The organism is Nonomuraea sp. NPDC049784, assembly GCF_040659615.1.
Lineage (GTDB): Bacteria > Actinomycetota > Actinomycetes > Streptosporangiales > Streptosporangiaceae > Nonomuraea.
The window spans coordinates 1-4,420 of record NZ_JBFAMX010000744.1; the positions used below are offsets into that span (position 1 = coordinate 1).

Annotated in this window: 8 protein-coding genes; 3 read left to right on the forward strand and 5 right to left on the reverse strand. The window is 69.7% G+C overall.

Going from position 1 to position 4,420, the window contains the following annotated elements:
* Window positions 1-410: GNAT family N-acetyltransferase (locus AB0J09_RS57425; RefSeq protein WP_360711356.1), on the reverse strand; the 410-nt coding region annotated here is incomplete at its 3' end.
* 184 nt (window positions 411-594) lie between these two features.
* Between AB0J09_RS57425 and AB0J09_RS57430 the strand changes: the two genes are divergently transcribed.
* On the forward strand, window positions 595-783 hold the full coding sequence (locus AB0J09_RS57430) for a hypothetical protein (RefSeq protein ID WP_360711358.1): 189 nt from the start codon (window positions 595-597) through the stop codon (window positions 781-783).
* A 99-nt stretch (window positions 784-882) separates the two neighbouring features.
* On the opposite strand, the gene AB0J09_RS57435 is transcribed toward AB0J09_RS57430, so the two are convergent.
* Window positions 883-1,203 (reverse strand): MerR family transcriptional regulator, encoded by a 321-nt coding sequence (locus tag AB0J09_RS57435; protein WP_360711360.1) that lies wholly within the window; start codon window positions 1,201-1,203, stop codon window positions 883-885.
* Window positions 1,204-1,289: 86 nt separating this feature from the next.
* On the opposite strand from AB0J09_RS57435, the gene AB0J09_RS57440 reads away from it, so the two are divergent.
* Window positions 1,290-2,339 carry an aldo/keto reductase gene (locus AB0J09_RS57440; RefSeq protein ID WP_360711361.1) on the forward strand — a complete coding sequence of 350 codons (1,050 nt, stop codon included), beginning with the start codon at window positions 1,290-1,292 and terminating at the stop codon, window positions 2,337-2,339.
* Window positions 2,340-2,569: 230 nt separating this feature from the next.
* Here the strand turns inward: AB0J09_RS57440 and AB0J09_RS57445 are convergent, their stop codons facing one another.
* The 3 genes from AB0J09_RS57445 to AB0J09_RS57455 form a co-directional block, all read right to left on the reverse strand.
* Window positions 2,570-3,223: a maleylpyruvate isomerase family mycothiol-dependent enzyme gene (locus AB0J09_RS57445; protein WP_360711364.1), complete on the reverse strand. Its 654-nt coding sequence runs from the start codon at window positions 3,221-3,223 to the stop codon at window positions 2,570-2,572.
* 22 nt (window positions 3,224-3,245) lie between these two features.
* Entirely contained in the window at window positions 3,246-3,458 is a 213-nt protein-coding gene (locus tag AB0J09_RS57450; RefSeq protein WP_360711366.1) for a VOC family protein, read from the reverse strand.
* A gap of 194 nt (window positions 3,459-3,652) precedes the next feature.
* Window positions 3,653-3,946 (reverse strand): DUF1330 domain-containing protein, encoded by a 294-nt coding sequence (locus tag AB0J09_RS57455; RefSeq protein WP_360711369.1) that lies wholly within the window; start codon window positions 3,944-3,946, stop codon window positions 3,653-3,655.
* Between the two features lie 188 nt (window positions 3,947-4,134).
* On the opposite strand from AB0J09_RS57455, the gene AB0J09_RS57460 reads away from it, so the two are divergent.
* Window positions 4,135-4,420 (forward strand): LysR family transcriptional regulator (locus AB0J09_RS57460; protein ID WP_360711371.1); only part of this gene is annotated, 286 nt, incomplete at its 3' end.

Genomic DNA, 4,420 nt, shown 5'->3' on the forward strand with positions numbered 1-4,420 from the left:
AGCCGGTAACCGGGGTGCGGGCTGCGCACGATCTCCGCTAGGGCGGCGAGATCGGCCTGCGCGAGCGGCAGCCGCGCGTACGTCAGGGTCAGGACCGTGCGGAAACCATGCGCTGCGAGGAAGGCTTCTCCCGTCGAGCCGGCGTCGGCCTGCGCGATGACGCAGCGTCGCCCGTCTACGCGGGCCGCGGCCACCGCGGCCGCCAGCAGGCGGGAACCGATGCCGCCACGCCGCTCGGCCGGATGGACCTGGAGCTCGAGCTCGGCCAGGTGATCCTGGCCCGCCCTGGTGAACAGGCGGAGGAAGGCCGACCCGGCCGGAACGCCGGTGGGTAGCGCGGCCAGCCAAGCGAGGCGCCGACTGGACGGGGCCGGCTGGGGGTCGGTCAGAGGGATGATGCGAATCGACACGATGTCTCCGGCTTCAGGAGGTTGGTGATGACAGAGCTGCGGATTCGCTGCTGGACAGTCGTGCGCATCTGCTGCACACCTCCTCGAGTAAGGGCCTGACATCGGGCTCGAAATGGAGACTATAGCCGCATTCACCCGCGAACCGCTGGTAGTACGGCGGCCGCGGTTCGTAACGTGTCACCACATGACAACAGTGCTCTGCGTACCACAGTGGCAAGGATCGGCTTCGGAGCGAGCACCGCGGCTCGCGGCGTGCGCCCGGCGCGCCGCCGAGCTGGGTCCCGCCGACGTCTGGGGCACCGTGCCCGTGCTCGCGGCGGCCAGGGAGAAGGAGTCAGGGGTTCGCGGGCCGGGCGCCGCGCTTCGCCTCTGACCGGCGCTCCTCACGCCTCGGCGGCGGGCGGCGTGCAGTGAATGGGGCCGGTGACGCCCCGGGCGAGCTGGTCGGCGTACGCGCTGATCTTGTGGTCGATCACGCCGAGGTTCCGGTGAGCTGCTCGATCTGCGCCGCCACCCGGCCATGGTGCTGCCGGAGCAGGGCCAGCAGGTCTTCCTCGTCGCCGATGCCTTGCCTGACGCGCTCCGCGTACTGGCGGATGGCGGGCAGCGGCACGCCGGAGGCGCGCAGGTTGACGCACAGGTGCAGCCATTCCACGTCGGCCTCGGTATAGACACGACGCCCGCCGGGCCCGCGGCGCACGGGCGCGGCGATGACGCCCTCGCGCTCGTAGAAGCGCAGAGTGTGGATGCTCAATCCGGTGCGCTCGGCGACCTGTCCGATGCTCAGCTGCATGACGTCCAGATTAGGGGGGTTGAGCTGGAGCCCGCTCTAGCTCGTAGGCTCCGCAATCTCAACCGTCTTCGTTAGGAGCCTGAATCGTGCGTTACCGCGTCCTCGGCGGCACTGGAATCGAGGTGAGCGTCCACTGTCTGGGCGCCATGATGTTCGGCGCGGTCGGCAACCCCGATCACGACGACTGCGCCCGCATCATCCACCACGCCCTCGACCACGGCATCAACTTCATCGACACGGCCGACATGTACTCGGCCGGCGAGTCCGAGGAGATCGTCGGCAAGGCGCTGCGGGGACGCCGCGACGACGTGGTGCTCGCCACCAAGGTGCACTTCCCGATGGGCGAGGGCCCCAACCGTGGCGGCAATTCGCGGCGCTGGATCCTCAAGGAGGTCGAGCAGAGCCTCACCAGGCTGCAGACCGACTGGATCGACCTCTACCAGGTGCACCGGCCCGATCACACCACCGACGTCGAGGAGACGCTGGATGTGCTGAGCGACCTCGTCGGCCAGGGGAAGATCCGGGCGTTCGGCTGCTCGACGTTCCCCGCCGAGGACATCGTCGAGGCCCACCACGTCGCCGAGCGGCGCGGGCTGCGCCGGTTCAGGACTGAGCAGCCGCCGTACTCGCTGCTGGCCCGTGGAATCGAAGCCGACGTGCTCCCGGTGTGCCGGCGGTACGGCATGGGCGTGCTGACTTGGAGCCCGCTCGCCTCCGGCTTCCTGACCGGACGGTTCAGGAAGGGACAGCCCATCGACCTGACCAGCGGCCGCCCGTCGCTCACCCCGAACCGGTTCGACCCGCAGATCCCCGAGAACGCCCGCAAACTCGACGTCGTGGAGCAGCTCATCGAGCTCGCCGCCGACCTCGGCTGCACGCTCCCGCAGCTCGCCGTCGCCTTCCCCGCCGCCCACCCGGCCGTCACCTCGGTCATCATCGGCCCGCGCACCATGCGGCAGCTGGAGGCGACGCTCGAAGGCGCCTCGCTCACCCTCGAGGACGCCACCCTTGACCGCATCGACGAGATCATCCCGCCCGGCGTCAATGTGTACCATCCGGACGGCGCCTGGCGCCGGCCCGCGCTGACGGACGCGGCCGGGCGCCGCCGCCTGCTCGCCGAGCGATCCGGGGCGTGAAACCACTGGAGCCGGCCGGGCGCGGGTGGTCGGCCTCGCACCGGTGATGTACGAGCACCAGCCGCATGACGCTCGTGGCCTGAGGGGAAGCGCCCTCGGTGAACGCTCGCCACCTGCCGACCAGGAACCGAGGACCCGGCGGTGGGCGGCGCGGAGGCGAACCGGTCAGCGACCGCCCCTCAGCGCGACCTCTCCACTGCTGCCCACCGCATGACGGGGTGCGGCCGGCGTCATGGGGGCTCGCCGCGGTCCCGCAAGGTCGCGACACCCTCGCCCTCGAGCTCGTCACAGTACGTGGTGCGCCCTGTCATGGCCATCATCAGCGCCAACGTGGTGCCCGTCACGAGCGGGCCGGAGCCGGCGGTGAACGGCCCGTCGTTCGCGACGAGGCGCAGGCCGCGGATTCGCCCCTTGGCGAGGACGACCAGGTCGGAGCGCCGGTAGTAATCGGCCAACAGGGTGAGCGTCTCCATCGGGTAGTCCCGGCGGATGCCCAGAGGCCGCCGGATGTCCTCGCCGTGCACGATCGTCTCGCCCAGCATCGCCACGGTCGGCAGGGGCGGCTTGGTGGTGCCGGCGATGACGCCGCGGAACCTGTCGAGCGTCTCGGCCGGGCCGGCTCCCAACTGCTCGGCCAGCCGCATGGCCACCTGTTCGTCGAAGTCGAAGCGGCAGCGAATGACGCCTGCCAGCCATCGCAGAGTGTTGAGGGAGGCCCCCGCGGTGAGGTGCGCCAGCACCTCGCGCACGGTCAAGCCGGTGCACAGCGACGGCGTGGCCCACTGCTCGTCGGCCAGATCCGCCAGGTCGGCCGCCAGGGCCGCCCGTTCGGCGTGGACCAGCGGCCAGAGGCCGATGTTGCGGTGCCGGGTCGGGTCGGTCATATGTTCCCTCCTGTCCGGGCTGTCAGCGGCTCAGTACGCCGACGAGGTTCCCGTCGGCGTCGGCGAACACCGCGATCCGGCCGAGCGGCGTCCGCGCCGGCTCCATGACGCGGCTGCCGCCGAGTCTTTGCGCTCGTGCCAGTGCGTCGTCGACGTCGTCGACCGGGAAGTAGACCACGATCCCGGTGTAAGGGCTGTGAGGACCGGCCTGTCCGATCCCGCCCGCCGTCGTCACCGATGAGCGCGTACGTCTCGTCAATGGCGTTCACCGGCCAGTCGAACATTCCCTGATAGAAGCGTCGCGCTCGCCGGGCATCGGGAGTGGAGATGTCAAACCACCCGGGCGCATGGTGATGTGCGGATGATGACCGCACCGCCGGTGGCGTGCGTATCAGGTGACGGATGCTCAGCGATGGCTGGGCCCGCCGGTCAGTCGATGCCTTCGATGATGCGGAAGTCGCGCTCGACGCCGTCGGGGAGGGCCACCAGCGCCTTCTGGTATGCCTCGCTCTCGTATGCCGCGACGGCCTGTTCAAAGCTGTCGAACTCGATCAGAACGACGCGTTGCGTAATTCCGGCCTCGTGGGCGACGACTCGACCGCCACGGGACAGGAGGCGCCCGCCCCCAGCCTGGACAGCCGGACGGGCCAGCTTGTCGTAGGCAGTCAGCCCCTCAGGGTCGGAAATGGCGGGGTAGACACTGACCCAGTAGCCCTTAGCCATGGAAACCTCCTGTGTTCGGCCGGACACGTCCGACTTCGAATTGACACTCAGATCGATCGATCCCGGCGACGGGTACTGCGGTCAGTGGAATCGTCATATGCGCAGGTTAGGGCTTGATGTGCGGTCGAGGGAAAGACCGGTTCGGGATAGACTCGGAACGGATTGTTATCAATCGGCAGGGAGGGCACGTGGCGCCGGATACGGTGAGCCTGCGGTACTTCCTGGTGCTGGCGCAGGAGTTGAACTTCACCCGCGCGGCCGCACGGATCGGTATCGCACAGCCCGCACTCAGCGCCCGGATGCGCCGATTGGAAGCGGAACTCGGTACGGCCCTGCTGGTCCGCAACACGCGTAGCGTCGTATTGACCACGGCCGGTGCGGCTTTGGCGGAGTCCGCGCCGCCCGCGCTGGCGGCGCTGGACCCGGCGTGGGACACCGCCCGGAGCGCGGCCGCCGGGGGACAGTGCACCCTGC

Coding starts and splice junctions, on each gene's coding strand:
- AB0J09_RS57445 (WP_360711364.1), bottom strand. CDS start 3,223: ATGACCGACCCGACCCGGCACCGCAACATCGGCCTCTGGCCGCTGGTC.
- AB0J09_RS57455 (WP_360711369.1), bottom strand. CDS start 3,946: ATGGCTAAGGGCTACTGGGTCAGTGTCTACCCCGCCATTTCCGACCCT.
- AB0J09_RS57430 (WP_360711358.1), top strand. CDS start 595: ATGACAACAGTGCTCTGCGTACCACAGTGGCAAGGATCGGCTTCGGAG.
- AB0J09_RS57435 (WP_360711360.1), bottom strand. CDS start 1,203: ATGCAGCTGAGCATCGGACAGGTCGCCGAGCGCACCGGATTGAGCATC.